Below are 18145 nucleotides of genomic sequence, written 5' to 3'. Positions count from 1 at the left end.
GCCTTTATTAGTCATACTATCCATAATTACATTTTTTACCGAAAGGAGAGAATAGTACTAGATGAGTATTGAAACGCCTACGTTAGTCACGTTTATAGTATATCTTGTCGGAATGCTTGCAATCGGTCTAATATCTTACCGACTAACAAGCAACTTATCAGATTATGTTCTTGGAGGAAGAAGATTAGGTGGATCTGTTGCAGCACTTAGTGCGGGTGCATCAGATATGAGTAGTTGGCTCTTACTCGGACTGCCTGGTGCAATGTACGCAGGTGGTATGAGCCAGATTTGGATCGGGATTGGGCTCGCGGTCGGAGCTTACCTGAACTGGCAATTCGTTGCAACACGTCTTCGTCGTTACACTGAGGTAGCAAATGATTCCATTACGGTTCCAGATTATCTTGAAAATCGTTTCCGTGATAAATCAAAAGCTCTTCGTGTTATCTCAGCAATTGTCATTCTTGTATTCTTTACATTCTATACGTCTTCAGGTCTAGTTGGGGGCGCAATCCTGTTTGAAAGCTCGTTTGGCATGAGCTACGAAAGTGCTTTGTGGATCGGTGCAATCGTAATTATTTCTTATACGTTCCTCGGCGGTTTCTTAGCAGTTAGCTGGACGGACTTCTTCCAAGGAATCTTGATGTTCCTAGCTCTAGTTGTCGTACCAATCGTTGCGATCTTTGAAATGGGCGGTTGGGGCGAAACAGTGAATCAAGTTGGTGAGATCGATACAACTTACCTTGATATCTTCACTGGCATGAGCTTCATGGGTATCATTTCCCTTCTTGCTTGGGGACTTGGATACTTTGGACAACCTCATATCATCACACGTTTTATGGCAGTTAAATCATCAAAAGAAATTCCAAAAGCGCGCCTTGTTGGTATGACTTGGATGGTTGTTTCTCTATTCGGTGCGATCTTCACAGGTTTCATCGGTATCGCATTCTTCTCAGGCGGCCTTGAGAACTCTGAGACAGTATTTATTGAATTCACTCAAATCCTATTTAACCCTTGGGTATCAGGATTCTTGCTTGCAGCAATCCTATCTGCAATCATGAGTACGATTGACTCTCAGCTTCTTGTATCTTCAAGTGCTGTTGCAGAGGACTTCTATAAAGCGATTCTACGTAAGAATGCAAGCCAGACTGAGCTTGTATGGGTAGGTCGAATTGCTGTACTTGGAATCGCATTGCTAGCAATCCTTCTAGCTTATAACCCAGAAAGCTCTGTACTTGGTCTTGTAAGTTACGCTTGGGCAGGATTTGGTGCTGCATTTGGACCAGTAATCATTCTAAGCTTGTTCTGGAAACGCATGACTCGTAACGGTGCACTTGCAGGTATCCTTGTAGGTGCTGCGACAGTTATCATTTGGAAGCAACTTTCAGGTGGTCTGTTCGACCTTTACGAAATCGTACCAGGTTTCATTCTTTGCTGGATCGCTGTATTGGTATTCAGCTATGTTGGTAAAGAACCTGGAGAAGAAATTGAAGCAGAATTTGATGAAGCGAAATCTTCTCAAGTTTAATTGTTACACTAAGACTCACTCCAATTGGAGTGGGTCTTTTTTTTTGTTCTTATACAAGTACTTCGAACGGTGAGGGCAATATAAGGTGTGTTAAACAAACGTTTGATTGAAAATCTGCTTAATATTGACAAAACGGCATTCTGTTGCTTAATGAAGTCTGTTTTTGGTATCATCTATATATTGCAGGTTGTTCGAATTTTACGGAGGTGAAAGAGATGTCCAGAATTACAAATGAACAGGTTAAGCATGTTGCGAACCTGGCGAGACTTGAAATGGATGAATCAGAAGTCGAAAAGTTTACAACTCAGCTCGATGACATCATTTCGATGGCAGAGCAGCTGAATGAACTAGATACAGAAAATGTTGAACCAACTACTCACGTTCTTGATCTGAAGAATGTTCTTCGTGAAGACAAGGTACAGCCGTGGCTTTCACGTGAAGATGCACTTAAAAATGCACCAGATCAAGAAAACGGACAAGTGAAGGTTCCATCAATTTTAGAGTAAGGGAGGTACGAGATACCGATGTTTGATAAAAGCATAAGCGAGCTCCATAGCTTGCTACACAAGAAAGAACTATCAGTTAGTGAACTTGTTCAAAGTTCATTTGATCGTATTAACTCGGTTGAAAACAAAGTAAAAGCATTCATGACCTTGAACGAAGAAGGGGCTATGCAAGCTGCAAAATCCCTTGATGATAAGCTTGGAACGGAAGATGCAAGGGGTCTACTTTTCGGACTGCCGATCGGGGTTAAGGATAACATCGTCACGAAAGGTCTTCGTACAACAGCTGCGAGTCAGCTATTAGGAAATTTTGAACCATTACATAACGCAACAGTAGTTGAGCGTTTGCAAGCAGCTGAAACAGTTACAGTTGGGAAATTAAATATGGATGAGTTCGCGATGGGTTCTTCAAACGAGAATTCAGGTTTCTATGCGACCCGTAACCCATGGAATACAGACTATGTACCTGGTGGCTCAAGCGGTGGCTCTGCTGCATCTGTAGCAGCTGGAGAAGTATTCTTCTCACTTGGTTCTGACACCGGTGGATCGATTCGTCAGCCGGCAGCATTTTGCGGTGTAGTTGGGTTGAAACCAACATATGGTCGTGTTTCTCGTTTCGGATTGATCGCATTCGCATCATCTCTCGACCAAATTGGTCCGATCACAAATACTGTAGAAGACAACGCATATCTTCTTCAGACGCTTGCTGGGCACGACAAGATGGACTCTACTTCAGCGAACGTTGATGTTCCTGATTATCTTACAAGTCTTACTGGAGACGTGAAGGGTCTGCGCATTGCGGTTCCAAAGGAATACCTTGCTGAAGGTGTAGATGAAGATGTGAAGAACAAAGTTCTTGCAGCATTGAAGAAGCTTGAAGAACTTGGTGCGACATGGGAAGAAGTTTCCTTACCGCATTCAAAGTATGCCGTTGCAACGTACTATCTACTTTCTTCTTCTGAAGCATCAGCAAACCTAGCTCGTTTTGATGGTGTAAGATATGGCGTACGTGCTGAAGCAGATAACCTTCTTGATGTGTACAAGAAAACAAGAAGTGAAGGCTTCGGTGAGGAAGTGAAGCGTCGTATCATGCTTGGAACGTTTGCACTAAGTTCAGGTTATTATGATGCTTACTATAAAAAAGCGCAAAAGGTTCGTACGCTGATCAAGAACGACTTTGAAAAAGTGTTTGAGGACTACGATGTCATTATTGGACCTACAACACCGACACCTGCATTTAAAGTGGGCGAGAAGATCGATAACCCACTAACGATGTATGCGAACGACATTCTGACGATTCCGGTTAACTTAGCTGGCGTACCTGCTATCTCTGTACCTTGTGGATTGTCTAATGGCCTACCTGTCGGATTACAAATAATCGGAAAGCATTTTGATGAGAAAACTGTTTATCGTGTAGCTCATGCTTACGAACAAGCAACTGATCATCATAAAGCTAAACCAGAGCTGTAAGGGGTGACGACTGAAAATGAATTTTGAAACAATCATCGGTCTTGAAGTTCACTCGGAACTAAAGACAAACACGAAGATTTTCTGTAACTGTTCAACGAATTTCGGTGCGCCTCCTAACACGAACGTGTGCCCGATTTGTCTAGGACACCCTGGTGTTCTGCCTGTCATGAACGAACAGGCTGTTGATTTCGCAATGCGTGCTGCTATGGCACTAAACTGTGAGATTGCAGAAGACACGAAATTTGACCGTAAAAACTACTTTTACCCTGATAACCCAAAAGCGTATCAGATCTCTCAATATGATAAGCCGATCGGTGAAAATGGCTGGATCGATATTGAAGTGGACGGGAAGACAAAGCGAATTGGGATTACGCGTCTTCACCTAGAGGAGGATGCAGGTAAACTGACTCACGTTGATGGAGAAAATCATTCTCTCGTTGACTTTAACCGTCAAGGTACACCTCTTGTTGAGATCGTATCTGAGCCAGATATCCGTACACCTGAAGAAGCGTATGCTTATCTCGAGAAGTTGAAGTCTATTCTTCAATACACAGAAGTATCTGATTGTAAGATGGAAGAAGGCTCACTTCGTTGTGATGCAAACTTGTCACTTCGTCCATACGGACAAGAAGAGTTTGGAACGAAGACAGAGCTTAAGAACTTGAACTCATTCGCTAACGTTCAAAAAGGTCTTCAGTACGAAGAAGTACGTCAGGAGAAAGAACTACTTGCTGGAAACGTAATCGGACAAGAAACACGCCGTTACGATGAAGCAGGTAAGAAAACAATCTTGATGCGTGTGAAGGAAGGGTCTGACGACTATCGTTATTTCCCTGAACCAGACCTTGTTCGTCTTTCAATCGACAAGGCTTGGATGGACCGCGTTCGTGCGGATATCCCTGAACTACCGGATGCACGCCGTGAGCGCTATGTGAACAAGTACGATCTTCCTGAGTACGATGCGAAGGTTCTTACTCAGTCTAAGAAGATGTCCGATTTCTTTGAAGTCGCAATCGAACAAGGCGCAGATCCAAAACAGGCTTCTAACTGGTTGATGGGTGAAGTGTCTGCCTACTTGAACGCGAACTATAAAGAAATTGACGAAGTGGCTCTTACACCAGAAGGTCTTGGCAAGCTGATTGCATTGATCGAAAAAGGTACCATTTCATCTAAGATCGCGAAGAAAGTCTTCAAAGATCTTATTGAAAAAGGTGGCGATCCTGAACAGATCGTTAAGGACAAAGGCCTCGTTCAGATTTCTGACGAAGGCGAGCTACGCGGAATCGTTACTGGTATTCTTGATGAGAACGAGCAATCGATCGAAGACTACAAGAATGGTAAAGACCGTGCGCTTGGTTTCCTAGTTGGACAAGTGATGAAAGCAACAAAAGGTAAAGCGAATCCTCCAATGGTTAATAAGTTAATTGTTGAAGAAATGGATAAGCGATAGATTGATTTCGAAAGCCCTCCTTGATTGGAGGGTTTTTTTTATTTGAAAGGCTCCAGCGCTTGTCGGGTCTAATCGCCCATCTCCGCTTTTCGATGTCCAGCTGCGACTCGCAGAAACTGCGATATTTCACTCTTTCAACAGAACACAAAAAGCGTGTTCTATTTCAAGAGTTCCAATATCTCCGTTTCTAAACGCTCGTCTCCGCTTTTCATTGTCCAGCTGCAGTAGCCAGGTCCTCGATCGCTTCACCTTTCAATCCGAACACAAAAAGCGTGTTCAAATTGAAAGGCTCCAGCGCTTGTCGGACCTAAACGTCTACTTCCGCTTTTCACATGTCCAGCTGCGGTGGGCAGAAACTGCGATATTTCACTCTTTCAACAGAACACAAAAATCGTGTTCAAGTTCAAGAGTTCCAATACCTCCGTTTCAAATCGCCCACCTCCGCTTTTCATTGTCTAGCTGCGGTGGCCAAATCCTCCGGTCGTTTCGCCCCTTCGGTTGAGACAGAAAGCGTCTCATCCTCACGGGCTCCAACGTCCTGCGGATTTAAACGGGCCACCTCCGCTTTTCGATGTCTAGCTGTGATGGGCAGACCCTCGATCGCTTCGCTCTTTCCCAAGAACACAAAAATCGTGTTAAAAATCGTGTTCATGGGAAAGCGCTCCAGCGCTTGTCGGGTCTAATCGCCCATCTCCGCTTTTCATTGTCCAGCTGCAGTAGCCAGGTCCTCGATCGCTTCACCTTTCAATCCGAACACAAAAAGCGTGTTCAAATTGAAAGGCTCCAGCGCTTGTCGGACCTAAACGGCTACTTCCGCTTTTCATTGCTTTTTCCACCTTAAACGAATATAATCATATCTGAGGTTAATCGGGTTGAGACGGTCACGGTGATGTGGGCGTTTTTTGTTTGTTAAACATTTTTTATTAGTCTTTTCGTTCGAATTTGTCGAGCGGTTAAGGCTTTTCAAATAAGATAAAAGAGACTACTATTGGGTTATAATGGTAGCATAGAATAGAGATATAGAAGATAGGATGATGAAGGATGAAACGTGCTAGACTGATCTATAATCCCACGTCCGGAAGAGAACAGGTGAAGCGTTCGTTACCATATATACTAGAACGTCTTGAAATAAACGGATATGAAACATCTGCACATGCGACGACTTGTGAGGGAGACGCGACGAAAGCGGCTCGTATCGCAGTTGAAAGAAGGTTTGACCTTGTCATCGCAGCTGGTGGTGATGGAACGATTTATGAAGTGATCAATGGCATTGCTGAGCAGCCGTACAGGCCGAAACTCGGTATTATTCCTGTTGGGACAACGAATGACTTTGCTCGTGCGATCGGAGTACCTAGGACGGTTGAAGGTGCGATGGATGTGCTATGCGAAGGTCTTGAAATGCCGATCGATATCGGTCGCGTAAACGATCATTATTTCATTAATATTGCCGGTGGTGGACGTCTAACGGAATTAACATATGAAGTGCCTAGTAAGCTGAAAACGATGCTAGGTCAGCTTGCTTATTATATGAAGGGTATCGAGATGCTTCCATCGATCCGTCCGACAAAGACTAGAATCGAGTATGACGGAAAACTATTCGAAGATGAAATCATGCTATTCCTCGTATCGAACTCGAACTCGATCGGCGGTTTTGAGAAGCTAGCGCCGCATGCGTCTCTCAATGACGGCCTATTCGATCTAATGATTTTGAAGAAAACCAATATCGCAGAGTTTATTAGAATCGCGAGCAGTGCACTACGAGGGGATCATATCAATGATCCAAACGTCGTTTATAAAAAAGCGAGCCGTATTAAAGTAGAAGCCGTTGATAAAATGCAGCTTAATCTTGATGGTGAGTATGGTGGGCCTCTACCTGCAGAGTTTACAAATCTCTATCGCCATATCACGATGATCGTCCCATCAAAAACGAATAAGAAACATTCGACAGATGAAGAAGCGATGAGAAACACCTTACCTGAGGAGGAGAAGTCAGAGAGTTGATCTCTGGCTTTTTTACTTGGTGCAAAACTACCCAATTTCTATATCGATTCACACTGTGGTACAATTTTTGTACATGACATTGAACGGAAAAGGACTGAAAATATGAGTATCCAGGAAACACCCGTAACAAAAAACGACATAGTCGAAGTTGAGTTTAAGGATCTTTCCCATGATGGCGCTGGTGTTGCTAAAGTAGAAGGCTATACGCTCTTTGTTCCTTATGGCATCCCAGGAGAAAAAGCTAGAGTGAAAGTAGTCAAAACGAAGAAAGGCTACGGATTCGGTAAGATTCTCGATGTAATAGAAGAAAGTGAAGAACGAAACACGCCGCCGTGTCCGATTTTTTATAAGTGTGGAGGATGTCAAACTCAGCATATTACGTATGATAGTCAATTGAAGTTTAAACATAAACAAGTAAAGGACGTCATGGAGCGTATCGGAAAAATCGACGTTCCTATTCATGATGTACTCGGAATGGAGGATCCGTGGCGTTACCGAAACAAAGCGCAAGTCCCTGTTGGGGAAGAAGAGGGCAAGATCGTTGCCGGTTTCTATCAGCAGCGCAGCCACAAAATCATCGACATGGATCAGTGTCTGATTCAAGAGCAAGAAAATGATCATGTACTAAAAGTGGTCAAGGGAATTGCTGAAAAATATGGCATACGGGCATACGATGAGCGCACGCACCGTGGGACATTACGACACGTTGTTGCAAAGTATGGTAAACAAACGAAGGACGTCATGGTTGTTCTCGTTACAAAGCAAAAAGATTTACCAAACCGCAAGAACATCATTCGTGATATTACGAAACAAGTCCCTGGCGTGAAATCAATCGTTCAAAATATTAATCCAAAGCGTACAAACGTCGTCTTTGGTGACGAAACACGGGTTCTTTGGGGAACTGATTACATTTACGATACGATCGGTGATATTAAGTTTGCGATTTCCGCGCGCTCGTTTTATCAGGTGAATCCTGACCAAACGAAGGTACTTTATGATCAAGCGTTGCAGTATGCAGGGTTAACTGGAGAAGAAACGGTCATCGATGCGTATTGTGGCATCGGAACGATCTCCCTATTCTTAGCTCAAAAAGCAAAAAAAGTGTACGGGGTAGAGATCGTGCCTGAAGCGATTGAAGATGCGAAGCGAAACGCCGAACTGAACGGCATTACGAACGCAGAATTTGAAGTAGGCGAAGCTGAAACCATCTTACCGATGTGGAAAAAGCAGGGCATTGAACCGGATGTTTTCGTCGTGGATCCACCTCGTAAAGGCTGCGATGAGTCTCTTTTAGAGACTATTCTTGAAATGAAGCCAAAGAAAGTCGTTTACGTTTCGTGTAACCCTGCTACGTTAGCAAGAGACCTTAGAATTCTTGAAGATGGCGGGTATGAGACGAAGGAAGTTCAGCCTGTCGATATGTTTCCTCACACGACGCACGTGGAGTGTGTAGCTTCCTTAGAATTAAAATAGACTTCTATAATGTGAAAGAGCATCTGTATGACAGGTGCTCTTTTATGTTTATCACATTTCTATGTAACACTTCGACTCAATCTATTCCTGAAATACTCATACCCATACATAGCTGCAACCAAGATCGCTCCTCCCAAACAATATCCACCAATGACATCAGTAAAATAATGCTCTTCTGTAACCAGACGGCTTAATCCGATGACCACGACTAAAATGAGTGCGACGATCAAACTGATTTTCTTGAATGTTGAACGCGTCACATACTGAAAAAGGAAGTAGACGATTAATCCGTACAAGATGACGCCCATCGTTACGTGTCCGCTCGGAAAGCTATATCCTTCCGCAACGGTACCTTCCACTGTGGGGCGATCTCTTTGAATAAGGACCTTAACGTACTTATAAGAATAGTTACCGATGACCACAGCAAAGGTTACTGTGATCAAGCCTAGGATGTTCTTTTTAAACGCTAACACGATTACAAATAAAACTAATAGTGTCACGATAAAAGGTTTAGAGGCGATGTGAGAGACAGCTTCTAAGATTTCAACGGTAGTACTTGGTGATTTTGCAAAAATGTTAGCAATACCTTCATCGATTGCAGGAGTGCGATTGTTTGAGACGATGAATGCTAGAATGATTCCGATGCTGATCAAGCTGATGAATAGGACCGGATATAGAAGTTTTCTTTTCATGTGTTCCTCCTGGATGATGTAGCACTTTTAACAGTTAATCAAACGTTTGTTTGAAAAGGAAGTAGCGTGCTGCTTCCTTTTCAAAACGTGATTGGTTTGAAGTTAGGGAACGGTTGATTCGCTTCCTCAAGTGAAGAGAGGGTGGTCATTTCTGCGACAGCCATAAATTTTTCCCATACTTCCATCACGACATCTGATTGATGAGCCTCATCTTTAGCAGCGATGGATTTCCATTGGAATATTTCTAAAATGGTTCCATCGTTTGCTTGTAAGTGAAGAGGTGTTTGTTCTGTAATGAGACCTTCTCTTCGTAATGTTGGTAAGTGATCTTTCACTACCTTTTGTAGATCCTCTTCCTTACCCGGATGAGGGCGATAGAGTGCGATAGAAACTGTTGGTTCAGACATTCTTTAGCCTCCCTTAATCGTTGTATACAATAGCTCAACTTCTTCCATTACCATTTCCCATGCTAGAGATGTTGGATCTGTCAGCATGAAATGTTCTGCTTGAGGTAGTTCTACCAATTTCACGAAGTCTCCTGCTTCCTGAGCTTCTCTATGATACTGACTGCTGATGCCGATTGGCACATGAATATCTAGTGAGCCGTGGATGAGAACTTGATGAATATCCAAAGGAAGCAGTTCGATAGGAGACGCATCTTTGTATCGTTCAGGGAATTCCTTCGGAGATCCTCCTATTAAGTCAGCTGTAGGATTGTTCGGCTCGAGTGATAACGTTTCATCGCGGTATTCATGAACTTCGTGCATCAGTTCGAGGTCGGTCACACCTGCAAGACTGATGACGCCGGCGATTGGTAAGGGCTTGTCCATATGTAGCGGGCTTTCGCTTCTAATCTTATGCCTAGCAGCTAACCAGGTCGCAAGGTGACCTCCCGCAGAATGACCAATCGTGATAACATTGCTTAGATCCAGCGCATGTTTATCCTTAAGGGCATAGAGGTGGTCAGCTGCTTTCGCGACATCTGTTAACGTATCTGGCCATGCTTCACCACGTTCTGATACTCTGCGGTATTCAATGTTCCAAGTTGCGATTCCTTTTTTGGTCAACGCTTCAGCAACGTTTGTCATTAAATCTAACTTGAATGGCTCTCGCCAAAACCCTCCGTGAATAACGATCGCAACCGGGTGAGGGCCATCGCCTTCAGGTATGCGTAGTTCTCCAAACTGGTTTTCATCGTTTCCATAAAATAACTTCTCCATCATGTCACCTCGTTATGTTTGTACTCCTATTATTATCTCATATCGGGGCCAATCGGTTCACGATAAAACTCCCCAACCGTATCACGATTGAGGAGCTCTGATTTAAGGTTATAAAATATAGATGAGGCTATTTACACTTAATAGTAATACTGATGAAGTTATTTATAATCATAAATGAACCCGTGTTGCCTCCGCCTGAGCCAGAGACTGTTTTACTAGCAGAGATCGGGGAAATGGTATGAGCGCATTGGACAACGGTACCACTGTTGTTCTCAATGATAACTGGTCCTTTAATTATACAAGGCATGGTCTCACTCTCCTGGTTTATCTATAATAGTATATGGACAAACCGTGAGAGTGCTTGGACAAGAGACCTATTGTAATCGCCTAAATTAAGCGAAATACTACATACAGGAAGGAAAGCGTTTATGTCATATAACTTTAACCCGTTTCCACTATTACATACCGACCGTCTATGTCTTAGAAAGTTATCGATGAACGATGTCGATGGGATTTATGAGTACCATCGCACGAAACAACATTTTCCATACGTGGACATGCCTGAACACCAAAGCGTTGAAGACAGCCGTCACTATATCAACAAGATGAACAAAGGTGTTGATGAGAATAAATGGGTGATCTGGGCAATAACAGAAGCTTCTACGAATAGCATCATCGGTACGATTTCCTTATGGAACCTTTCAGAAGATGACCGAAAGGGAGAGCTAGGCTATGGGTTACATCCAGCTCATACTGGAAAAGGACTTATGGCAGAAGCTCTTGAAGAAGTGCTTCATTATGGATTTCATACGATGGGGCTCGAAACAATCGAGGCGTATACGAATAAAGATCATCAGCGTTCGATCTCATTATTAGAAAAGTGTGGCTTTTCGAAGATAAAGACAATCTCTGAAAAAGGGCCGAGTGGGGAGTATCTGCAGCTTGCGGTTTTTGAGAAAACTTCTGATAACGGTTAAAACGCTCAGTCGCTGAGCGTTTTTTTTATGTCACTCTACCAATAATGAAACGGATTAAAAGAGATATCCTCGATCGTTGTAAAAGGAATTGAGATCAAGGCAGCTCCAAGAAAGAAGTAGCTCGTATCTTCTTCTTCTTTTTGCTTACTACCAAGAGGGCGTAGGTAAACGTGTGTTTCATCTACTTGGTCAATATAGCCATGATAAACATAATCATCGTAACAGAGGATCTTTACACATTTTCCAATGTTGTTTGTGAACACATCATAATAGGACATGCTTCTCCTCATTTCTAATAGAGGTTGAAAAGCAGGGAGAGCACTACTTCCCACTGTACGATTAGAATATGAAAGGAATAGGGAAAGCGTTCAATCTGGGGTGAATGGTAGTCAATTTTAAACGAAAAGGAGCCAGGCAAATGCCTGAGCTCCTTTGACTAAAGTATTCCGATTAAAGCTAATCCGAACAAAAAGATACTAGCGAGAAAAATTTTTCCTGCGAGAGGAAGGGTCTCCTTGCCGTTCGTATTGATTCGTTCTTCCTCTTCATTAACTGTTTCTCTATATTTAGGATTGCAGCATCCCATTAAGCAACACTGTCCCATCCTGTGATGTCTTCTTCTAATGGAATGTTTGCTGCACGTTGTTTACGAGCGGCGAAGAAGAAGCTGATGATTACACCGATCGTGATGATCGTTGCACCGATATAGGCAATGTTAATCGGTAGACTAAAGCCAATCGGGGCATATAAAATATACGTTGTCGTTGCCATCGTGATGAATACTGCCGGAATCATCGCGATCCAGTAGTTTTTCTTAGCGATGAAGAGGTACATCGCCCCTACCCACAATGCGATCATAGCGGTGGATTGGTTTGCCCATGAGAAATAGCGCCAGAGCAACGTGAAATCGATTCTAGTTAAAGCAAATGCGACAGCGAATAATGGTAGTGCAATCCATAGGCGGTTCGTGATCTTTTTCTGAGAATACTTGAAGTAGTCTGCGATAATCATACGAGCGCTTCGGAATGCTGTATCACCAGAGGTAATCGGTAGCACGATTACACCGAGTACTGCTAGTGTTCCACCGATCGCGCCAAGCATAAGTGTTGAAGCTTCACTTACGATAGCAGCTGGTCCACCGCTTGCAAGTAGTTCGTTCAATCCAACTGGTCCATTAAATAGACTCATAGCAGCAGCTGCCCAAATCATCGCGATGATTCCTTCTGCGATCATCATCCCGTAGAATATTCGACGTCCTTGCTTTTCGTTTTGAGTTGTTCTTGAAATGATCGGAGTCTGCGTCGCATGGAAACCTGATAGAGCACCACAAGAAATCGTTAAGAATAGTAGTGGGAAGATCGGTGCGCTGTCAGGGTGTAAGTTTGTAAGACTGATTTCTGGAATTGGAGCGCCAGTAAAGACTAGACCTGCGCCAACTCCTAGGGCACTGATCAATAGTAGTGCACCAAAGATAGGGTAAAAGCGCCCGATGACTTTATCGATCGGCAATAGAGTCGCGATAATATAATAGATGAAGATTGCTCCAAGGATGAGTCCCATCGTGACCCAGCCGTTCATCATGTTGTTTAGTAGTCCTGCTGGTGCGGTAACGAATACTGTACCCGTCAGTAAGAGAAGGAGTACAGCAAAAGCGTTCACGACATGTTTCATGACTTTTCCTAGAAACTTCCCTGCGAGCTCTGGTAAGTGAGCGCCGCGATTTCGTATCGAAATCATCCCGGTTAAATAGTCATGTACGGCCCCGGCAAAAATACACCCGAACACAATCCATAGAAATGCCACTGGACCATAAAGAGCGCCTAGAATCGGTCCGAAAATTGGACCTACTCCTGCAATGTTCAAGAGCTGGATGAGTGAGTTTTTAGGTGTGTTCATCGGAAGGTAATCGACACCGTCTTGATGAGTATATGCCGGTGTGTGTCGCGTGCTGTTCACACCGAACGTTTTTTCAACGAATTTACCGTAAGTAAAGTAGCCTATTACGAGAAGTACGATTCCTACTAAAAATGTAATCATGATAACTCCTACCTTTCCGTTCTTTGTATGCGTTTACATAAATTATAGGAAAGATAGGACGAAAGTGGGGAAGATTTGAACAAGATGTAGAAAAAAGCGGGTAAGATGTATGTGAAAGCGTTTAACATGCAATCTATAATTCGAGACGTGACCGAAGAGACTTCACATAATTTCGACTTACAGCAAGCTTTTCTTCTACACCTTCTAATTCGAGTTGGTAAGCGCCGTTAAACCATGGTGTCAGCCTTGTAACATACATCAGATTAACGATATAGCTTTTATGAATGCGAAAGAATGGGTGTGTAGATAATCGGTTTTCTAATTCTTTCAGTGTCATTTTGACTTCGAAGGCATTGTTCTTAAGATAAATTCGGGACACGCGGTCGTCCCGGCAAATGTATAGGATATCGGTCGGATCGATGTAATGGATGTCGCCATCAGTTTCGATGGATAATTTCCCTTTTCTCATTTGTGGTGAAGTCACTTCAGTGTTGGAAGTTACCAGTTTTTCAAGACGCTTGATCGTTTGTTCGAGCTGTTCTTCATCATAGGGCTTCAACAAATAGTCGACGGCCTCATAACGAAACGCTTCAGCTGCAAATTCAGGATAAGCAGTCGCGAATACGATGAAAGGAGGCTTCTTAAGCTCAAGTAGTGCTTTAGCGGCGTCCATTCCATTCATCGCTGGCATTTCTACATCTAGAAACACAACATCAGGCTGAAGCTGGATCGCTTTTACGACAGCTTCTTGCCCTGAGTCTGCTTCGCCAGTAATTTCGATCGAATTAAATTCACCAAGAAGGTGAACGAGTTCCTCGCGGCTATATCGCTCGTCATCGACAACTAAGGTTTTAATTACGTTCATTCGTTACTCCTCCATAGATGGGATCAAAAAACGGACGATTGTTCCGTTGTCTTGTTCACTAGAAATCTGAAGGCTGGCTCGTTCTCCGTAGAGCATGGTAAGACGGCGGTTCACATTATAAAGACCGAGTCCAGTTCCACTCTCTGAGTACAATGGAGCCTTACCGATTTCTTTTATTCTGTGCTGCGGAATTCCTGCTCCGTTATCTTTCACGCTAACAAGGGTTTCGTTCTGTTGGCAGATGATGCTGATTTCAACGATGCAGTTCGTGTTTTTGTTTTTAATTCCGTGCTTAATTGCATTTTCAACAATAGGCTGCAGCGTTAGCGGTGGAAGTTTCCGATACAGCGTTTGTTCGTCTATCTCATAGTTTACACGAAGTCTGTCTACGAAACGTGCTTCTTCAACCTCAAGGTATGCTTTTACATGTTTCAATTCCTGGTTGAGTGTGGTCATATCAGCTGTTGTCCCTGATAAGTTTTGTCTAAGAAAATGAGATAACGATAGTAAGAGTTTTCGAGCCTTTGCTGGTTCAGTTCTAACTAAGGAAACGATGGTGTTCAATGAATTAAATAAAAAATGAGGACTAATCTGAGCTTGCAGCGCCTTGATTTCTGCTTCTTTTGCAAGCTGATAGGCGTTGTCCGCTTCAGCTATTTCGAGCTGGTTACTTAATAGAACACTAAGACCTGTAACGAGTTCAGTGATAACATTCGTTATCTCTTTTTCAGATTGAAAATAAAACTTTAGTGTTCCGATCGTCTCGCCCCGTTGCTTCAATGGAGCTACGATCGCCGCGCCAAGGGGACAGTTTTTGTCGGCACAATGGATTGTGCGGTCGTTTGCGATCATCATGTCGCCATCTTGAATTACGTCTCTCGTAATGCTCGTTTGAATCGTGTTTCCTGCTTGATGATGATCGTCTCCCATCCCAACATGGCTTAAGATATGAGTTTTGTCCGTAATGGCTACAGCGCTTCCCTCGACTTCTCGATGAAGAATTCGGCAAACTTCTGTTGCGGAGACCGTTGTAAGCCCTTTTCGCAGATGGCCGAGCGTTTGATCTGCGATGCGAAGTGTTTTTTGAGCTTGAAGCGCGCCAGCCTTTTCCTCTTCGTTCACGACGTTCTTGATGATCAGTAAGAAGAGGGCGCAGCCGATTCCGTTCGCTAAGATCATTGGGAGGCCGATGACTTCAACTAGCGCTAATGCGTTCTCAAATGGCTTAGATAGTCCAAGGATGATGAGCATCTGAACTGCTTCTGCACCAGCACCGATCATGAAGGCAGACTGAAGTTTGACGTGACGATTTCGTTTATGAAGAGCTCCTGAGATTAACCCAGCGATGATGGCCGCTAATCCGCATGCAAGAGCTGTAAAGCCTCCGAGGAAGTACCGGTGCGCACCTGCGATAATACCAGCACCGATTCCGACGCGATAACCTCCCAGTAATCCTGCGAGCACCACGCCGATGACCCTTGAATTCGCGATGGCTTCATCTGAAGAGACATCGAGCGGCCATGCATTGAATTGGAAGGACTCTGTATTGAACGTAAGTCCAGTATATGTACCGATGATGCCGAAGAAACCAAAGAAGCCGATCGCAACATACTGCTGTCTTCTAGCAAGACGCTCACTGTAGATCATGTCTCTAAAAAAGCGAAAGCGAGTCAACACAAATGCGATCGTTACGATGATCCCAAGGCGCTCAAGCATCGTTAATAGCAGTTCAAACATCTCGAAGCTCCTTTCTGGTGCCTGTCACCACCCGTATTGGCTCGAAGAGTGTCGAATAATAGAGCGGTTTCTTTTCATTATACTGGTTTTTACGAGTGAGGGAAAACGAGCGTGAAACAGCATCCTAAATTTAACAATTATGATAAAGTGAGAATTGTAGTCTAGTGAGAATATCGAGGAGTGATTCGATGGCGATTAAATACAACGTTTGTCTTCAATGTGGTGCGAAACAAGCAGCAAAAATCATATATGGAATGCCAACGCATGACGTGAAACCAAAGGTAGAGAGGGGAGAAGTCGTGCTAGGCGGGTGTTCCCTCCCTAAATCGAGCAAGGATTACCACTGTAAGAGCTGTGGATTTGAATGGTCGAGAGAAGAAGCGGTGGATCACGCTTACCAGAAGATTACTAGCATCAAAGCAAATGTTGGCGGCTTCTTCGGGAATAGCTATGAAATCGACTGGCATTTACCAACAGGCGAGGTAACGCATTTACAATGGGAGAATTCAAGAGATGAAGAGCCCATCAGATGGAACACAACTTGTGTTCCATCCATAAACGCTTTTCAATCTACAAACCTCTTAAGATGGAAACGTAACTATCAACCAGAAGAAATGGTGTTAGACGGCACCTCCTGGAGTGTGGAAATCAGAACAGAGGATAAGGTCATCAGAAAGCACGGCTCAAATGCCTATCCAGAAACGTGGGAAGAGTTTTGTGGGTTGATGGAACAGGTGTCAGGGAAAACGTTCAGATGAGCCGATGAGCATACATATAAAGCAGGCCATTGGCCTGCTTCATAGTTAAGTATTATCCGCATAATGCTGCGAGGATTTTTTGTACATCGTAGATGCTGTCATCCTTCTTAAACTGCTTTGAAATTGTAGGAGCTTGCGAGCCTGATATCCATATTTTTAGTTCTGCATCGAGATCAAAGTGTCCCGCTGTTTCGATTGAGAAGTGTGAAATGCTCTTATAAAGGACGGAATGGTACTCGATTTTCTTTCCAGTCATGCCTTGTTTATCAACAAACAGTAGCCGCTTGTCTGTGAAAACAATCAAGTCACGTACAAGTTTGAACGCCGCATTAACTTCTTCTGCCTCTGCAAGGATGTTTGATAGTTCTTTCTTTACCTCACCTTTATCCATCGTCGATGCGTTACCCATGAATCCGCTGAGAATACCCATTGCTATTCCTCCTTTCAATCGTATTTTATCAAACGTGGTGACAGGTACCACTCGATTGGTGTCGAAAGGAATAGGGAATGTTTTAAACGATACGAGCGTATTGTGTTAAGTGAATCCAATCTATGTGAGAGTGTGTAAGGAGGGAGAAGCTATGGCATTCCTAAAGCTTGAAGACGGCGTTGAGCTATACTATGAAGATGTTGGGATGGGAGACCCGATTCTCTTTATTCATGGCGTCTGGATGAGCAGTCGTTTCTTTAAGAAACAGCTTCCATACTTCAGACAGAAGTATCGAGCAATATCCATCGATTTAAGAGGACATGGGCAATCGTCTCATGCAGATTCTGGTCACACAGTCGCCACCTATGCGAAGGACTTAAAGGAGTTTATCAAAAAGCTCGATCTTAGAGACGTGACGCTAGTCGGCTGGTCGATGGGAGCGTTTGTTATTTGGGAATATATCCATCAGTTTGGTGAAGATGGAATAAAAGGAACTGTTATTGTAGATGAGCTCGCCTCAGACTTCAAATGGCCAGATTTCGAAATCGGTGCGTTCGATCTTCCTGCATTATCAGGAATGATGCAGCAAATTCAAACTGACCAGAGAGGATTGCTACAGGGATTCCTACCGCTAATGTTCAAAGAGGAAGTTTCAGAAGAAGAGTTAGAGTGGATGCTTGAGGAAACAACGAGGCTTCCAGCGTCGATTGCTAGCGCCATCTTATTCGATCAATCGATTGTGGATTGTCGTCCTTATCTTAATGAAATAACAAAGCCGACGCTGTTATGCTTCGGTAAGGAAGAAAAACTGATCCCAGTTGCAGCAGGCGAACATTTAAATAAAGAAATCAAACAATCTAAATTAGAAATATTTGAGGATAGCTGTCACTGTCCTTTCTTGGAAGAACCAGAGCGGTTTAATGAAGTTGTAGATCAATTTATAAGATCACTTAAATAATGTTCTTCATAAGTAATGAGGAGAGGCACCTTTTCAAGGATGCCTCTTC

General features: G+C 43.4%; 19 protein-coding genes. 9 read left to right on the top strand and 10 right to left on the bottom strand.

The window, feature by feature from the left end:
* Nucleotides 1–61: 61 nt before the first annotated feature.
* The 4 genes from putP (at nucleotide 62) to gatB (ending at nucleotide 4948) form a co-directional block, all read left to right on the top strand.
* Nucleotides 62–1525: a sodium/proline symporter PutP gene (putP, locus tag PFZ69_RS19240; RefSeq protein ID WP_442865224.1), complete on the top strand. Its 1464-nt coding sequence runs from the start codon at nucleotides 62–64 to the stop codon at nucleotides 1523–1525.
* A 215-nt stretch (nucleotides 1526–1740) separates the two neighbouring features.
* Nucleotides 1741–2031 carry an Asp-tRNA(Asn)/Glu-tRNA(Gln) amidotransferase subunit GatC gene (gene gatC / locus PFZ69_RS19235; RefSeq protein ID WP_270182719.1) on the top strand — a complete coding sequence of 97 codons (291 nt, stop codon included), beginning with the start codon at nucleotides 1741–1743 and terminating at the stop codon, nucleotides 2029–2031.
* A 12-nt stretch (nucleotides 2032–2043) separates the two neighbouring features.
* Nucleotides 2044–3498: an Asp-tRNA(Asn)/Glu-tRNA(Gln) amidotransferase subunit GatA gene (gene gatA / locus PFZ69_RS19230; RefSeq protein ID WP_270182756.1), complete on the top strand. Its 1455-nt coding sequence runs from the start codon at nucleotides 2044–2046 to the stop codon at nucleotides 3496–3498.
* A 16-nt stretch (nucleotides 3499–3514) separates the two neighbouring features.
* A complete protein-coding gene (gene gatB, locus PFZ69_RS19225; protein WP_270182718.1) occupies nucleotides 3515–4948 on the top strand; it encodes an Asp-tRNA(Asn)/Glu-tRNA(Gln) amidotransferase subunit GatB in 1434 nt (477 codons plus the stop codon).
* 448 nt (nucleotides 4949–5396) lie between these two features.
* Here gatB and PFZ69_RS19220 read toward each other — a convergent pair whose 3' ends face one another.
* A complete protein-coding gene (locus tag PFZ69_RS19220; protein WP_270182717.1) occupies nucleotides 5397–5600 on the bottom strand; it encodes a hypothetical protein in 204 nt (67 codons plus the stop codon).
* A gap of 389 nt (nucleotides 5601–5989) precedes the next feature.
* On the opposite strand from PFZ69_RS19220, the gene PFZ69_RS19215 reads away from it, so the two are divergent.
* Together PFZ69_RS19215 and rlmD are read left to right on the top strand one after the other, a co-directional pair.
* The gene (locus PFZ69_RS19215; RefSeq protein WP_270182716.1) at nucleotides 5990–6949 is read left to right on the top strand and encodes a diacylglycerol kinase; all 960 of its coding nucleotides are present in this window, start codon (nucleotides 5990–5992) and stop codon (nucleotides 6947–6949) included.
* Nucleotides 6950–7051: 102 nt separating this feature from the next.
* Nucleotides 7052–8422: a 23S rRNA (uracil(1939)-C(5))-methyltransferase RlmD gene (gene rlmD / locus PFZ69_RS19210; RefSeq protein ID WP_270182715.1), complete on the top strand. Its 1371-nt coding sequence runs from the start codon at nucleotides 7052–7054 to the stop codon at nucleotides 8420–8422.
* A gap of 59 nt (nucleotides 8423–8481) precedes the next feature.
* On the opposite strand, the gene PFZ69_RS19205 is transcribed toward rlmD, so the two are convergent.
* The 4 genes from PFZ69_RS19205 to PFZ69_RS19190 all read right to left on the bottom strand — a co-directional run bounded on the left by PFZ69_RS19205 (nucleotide 8482) and on the right by PFZ69_RS19190 (nucleotide 10641).
* Nucleotides 8482–9114, bottom strand: a complete 633-nt coding sequence (locus PFZ69_RS19205; RefSeq protein ID WP_270182714.1) for a phosphatase PAP2 family protein — start codon at nucleotides 9112–9114, stop codon at nucleotides 8482–8484.
* An 80-nt stretch (nucleotides 9115–9194) separates the two neighbouring features.
* Nucleotides 9195–9521 carry a hypothetical protein gene (locus tag PFZ69_RS19200; RefSeq protein ID WP_270182713.1) on the bottom strand — a complete coding sequence of 109 codons (327 nt, stop codon included), beginning with the start codon at nucleotides 9519–9521 and terminating at the stop codon, nucleotides 9195–9197.
* 3 nt (nucleotides 9522–9524) lie between these two features.
* Nucleotides 9525–10334, bottom strand: a complete 810-nt coding sequence (locus tag PFZ69_RS19195; RefSeq protein WP_270182712.1) for an alpha/beta hydrolase family protein — start codon at nucleotides 10332–10334, stop codon at nucleotides 9525–9527.
* A 127-nt stretch (nucleotides 10335–10461) separates the two neighbouring features.
* A complete protein-coding gene (locus tag PFZ69_RS19190) occupies nucleotides 10462–10641 on the bottom strand; it encodes a spore germination protein (RefSeq protein WP_270182711.1) in 180 nt (59 codons plus the stop codon).
* Between the two features lie 121 nt (nucleotides 10642–10762).
* On the opposite strand from PFZ69_RS19190, the gene PFZ69_RS19185 reads away from it, so the two are divergent.
* Nucleotides 10763–11311 (top strand): GNAT family N-acetyltransferase, encoded by a 549-nt coding sequence (locus PFZ69_RS19185; RefSeq protein WP_270182710.1) that lies wholly within the window; start codon nucleotides 10763–10765, stop codon nucleotides 11309–11311.
* A 35-nt stretch (nucleotides 11312–11346) separates the two neighbouring features.
* Here PFZ69_RS19185 and PFZ69_RS19180 read toward each other — a convergent pair whose 3' ends face one another.
* The 4 genes from PFZ69_RS19180 to PFZ69_RS19165 form a co-directional block, all read right to left on the bottom strand.
* Nucleotides 11347–11589 (bottom strand): hypothetical protein, encoded by a 243-nt coding sequence (locus PFZ69_RS19180; RefSeq protein WP_270182709.1) that lies wholly within the window; start codon nucleotides 11587–11589, stop codon nucleotides 11347–11349.
* A 307-nt stretch (nucleotides 11590–11896) separates the two neighbouring features.
* Nucleotides 11897–13348, bottom strand: a complete 1452-nt coding sequence (locus PFZ69_RS19175; RefSeq protein ID WP_270182708.1) for a carbon starvation CstA family protein — start codon at nucleotides 13346–13348, stop codon at nucleotides 11897–11899.
* Nucleotides 13349–13481: 133 nt separating this feature from the next.
* Nucleotides 13482–14213, bottom strand: a complete 732-nt coding sequence (locus PFZ69_RS19170) for a LytR/AlgR family response regulator transcription factor (protein WP_270182707.1) — start codon at nucleotides 14211–14213, stop codon at nucleotides 13482–13484.
* Between the two features lie 3 nt (nucleotides 14214–14216).
* Nucleotides 14217–15950 carry a sensor histidine kinase gene (locus tag PFZ69_RS19165; RefSeq protein WP_270182706.1) on the bottom strand — a complete coding sequence of 578 codons (1734 nt, stop codon included), beginning with the start codon at nucleotides 15948–15950 and terminating at the stop codon, nucleotides 14217–14219.
* Nucleotides 15951–16138: 188 nt separating this feature from the next.
* On the opposite strand from PFZ69_RS19165, the gene PFZ69_RS19160 reads away from it, so the two are divergent.
* On the top strand, nucleotides 16139–16708 hold the full coding sequence (locus tag PFZ69_RS19160; RefSeq protein ID WP_270182705.1) for a hypothetical protein: 570 nt from the start codon (nucleotides 16139–16141) through the stop codon (nucleotides 16706–16708).
* A 52-nt stretch (nucleotides 16709–16760) separates the two neighbouring features.
* Here the strand turns inward: PFZ69_RS19160 and PFZ69_RS19155 are convergent, their stop codons facing one another.
* Entirely contained in the window at nucleotides 16761–17138 is a 378-nt protein-coding gene (locus tag PFZ69_RS19155) for a PH domain-containing protein (RefSeq protein WP_270182704.1), read from the bottom strand.
* A gap of 151 nt (nucleotides 17139–17289) precedes the next feature.
* Between PFZ69_RS19155 and PFZ69_RS19150 the strand changes: the two genes are divergently transcribed.
* On the top strand, nucleotides 17290–18096 hold the full coding sequence (locus tag PFZ69_RS19150; RefSeq protein WP_270182703.1) for an alpha/beta fold hydrolase: 807 nt from the start codon (nucleotides 17290–17292) through the stop codon (nucleotides 18094–18096).
* Nucleotides 18097–18145: the final 49 nt, after the last annotated feature.

This window comes from Alkalihalobacillus sp. CinArs1 (assembly GCF_947387515.1).
In the GTDB taxonomy this organism is placed as follows: domain Bacteria; phylum Bacillota; class Bacilli; order Bacillales; family Guptibacillaceae; genus Guptibacillus.
The sequence above is the reverse complement of the archived record's forward strand: the minus strand, read 5'-3'. Positions and strand labels throughout refer to the sequence as shown.

Bases quoted from the DNA above. Each gene is read 5' to 3' on its own strand.
- putP (WP_442865224.1), top strand. From the start codon at position 62: ATGAGTATTGAAACGCCTACGTTAGTCACGTTTATAGTATATCTTGTC.
- gatC (WP_270182719.1), top strand. From the start codon at position 1,741: ATGTCCAGAATTACAAATGAACAGGTTAAGCATGTTGCGAACCTGGCG.
- gatB (WP_270182718.1), top strand. From the start codon at position 3,515: ATGAATTTTGAAACAATCATCGGTCTTGAAGTTCACTCGGAACTAAAG.
- PFZ69_RS19220 (WP_270182717.1), bottom strand. From the start codon at position 5,600: ATGAACACGATTTTTAACACGATTTTTGTGTTCTTGGGAAAGAGCGAA.
- PFZ69_RS19215 (WP_270182716.1), top strand. From the start codon at position 5,990: ATGAAACGTGCTAGACTGATCTATAATCCCACGTCCGGAAGAGAACAG.
- rlmD (WP_270182715.1), top strand. From the start codon at position 7,052: ATGAGTATCCAGGAAACACCCGTAACAAAAAACGACATAGTCGAAGTT.
- PFZ69_RS19205 (WP_270182714.1), bottom strand. From the start codon at position 9,114: ATGAAAAGAAAACTTCTATATCCGGTCCTATTCATCAGCTTGATCAGC.
- PFZ69_RS19200 (WP_270182713.1), bottom strand. From the start codon at position 9,521: ATGTCTGAACCAACAGTTTCTATCGCACTCTATCGCCCTCATCCGGGT.
- PFZ69_RS19195 (WP_270182712.1), bottom strand. From the start codon at position 10,334: ATGGAGAAGTTATTTTATGGAAACGATGAAAACCAGTTTGGAGAACTA.
- PFZ69_RS19190 (WP_270182711.1), bottom strand. From the start codon at position 10,641: ATGCCTTGTATAATTAAAGGACCAGTTATCATTGAGAACAACAGTGGT.
- PFZ69_RS19185 (WP_270182710.1), top strand. From the start codon at position 10,763: ATGTCATATAACTTTAACCCGTTTCCACTATTACATACCGACCGTCTA.
- PFZ69_RS19180 (WP_270182709.1), bottom strand. From the start codon at position 11,589: ATGTCCTATTATGATGTGTTCACAAACAACATTGGAAAATGTGTAAAG.
- PFZ69_RS19175 (WP_270182708.1), bottom strand. From the start codon at position 13,348: ATGATTACATTTTTAGTAGGAATCGTACTTCTCGTAATAGGCTACTTT.
- PFZ69_RS19170 (WP_270182707.1), bottom strand. From the start codon at position 14,213: ATGAACGTAATTAAAACCTTAGTTGTCGATGACGAGCGATATAGCCGC.
- PFZ69_RS19165 (WP_270182706.1), bottom strand. From the start codon at position 15,950: ATGTTTGAACTGCTATTAACGATGCTTGAGCGCCTTGGGATCATCGTA.
- PFZ69_RS19160 (WP_270182705.1), top strand. From the start codon at position 16,139: ATGGCGATTAAATACAACGTTTGTCTTCAATGTGGTGCGAAACAAGCA.
- PFZ69_RS19155 (WP_270182704.1), bottom strand. From the start codon at position 17,138: ATGGGTATTCTCAGCGGATTCATGGGTAACGCATCGACGATGGATAAA.
- PFZ69_RS19150 (WP_270182703.1), top strand. From the start codon at position 17,290: ATGGCATTCCTAAAGCTTGAAGACGGCGTTGAGCTATACTATGAAGAT.